1 protein-coding gene is annotated in these 280 nt (G+C 67.5%); it reads right to left on the minus strand.

All coding sequences use genetic code 11. From position 1 onward, the window contains the following. Window positions 1-280 (minus strand): aminotransferase class III-fold pyridoxal phosphate-dependent enzyme (locus U858_RS0133280; RefSeq protein ID WP_029954785.1); only part of this gene is annotated, 280 nt, incomplete at both ends.

Consider the following 280-nt stretch of genomic DNA (forward strand, 5'->3'; position numbering starts at 1 on the left):
CGGCGGCGCGGATGGCGTCGGCGTTGTTGTAGGGCACCTGGATGAAGCCCGAGGGCAGGGGCTCGAAGCCCTTGCGGGCTTTTTCGCTGCCGGTGGCCGCCAGCGTGGCCAGGGTACGCCCGTGCCAGGACGAATCCATGGTGATGATGTGCGCATGGCGATTGCCGCGCTGGTAGGCGTAATAGCGCGCCAGCTTGATGGCAGCCTCGTTGGCTTCCGAGCCGCTGTTGTTGAAGGCCACTTCGCGCATGCCGGACAACGCGGTCAGGCGGGCGGCCAG

This window comes from Achromobacter sp. DH1f (assembly GCF_000633435.1).
GTDB classification, from domain to species: domain Bacteria; phylum Pseudomonadota; class Gammaproteobacteria; order Burkholderiales; family Burkholderiaceae_B; genus Achromobacter; species Achromobacter deleyi.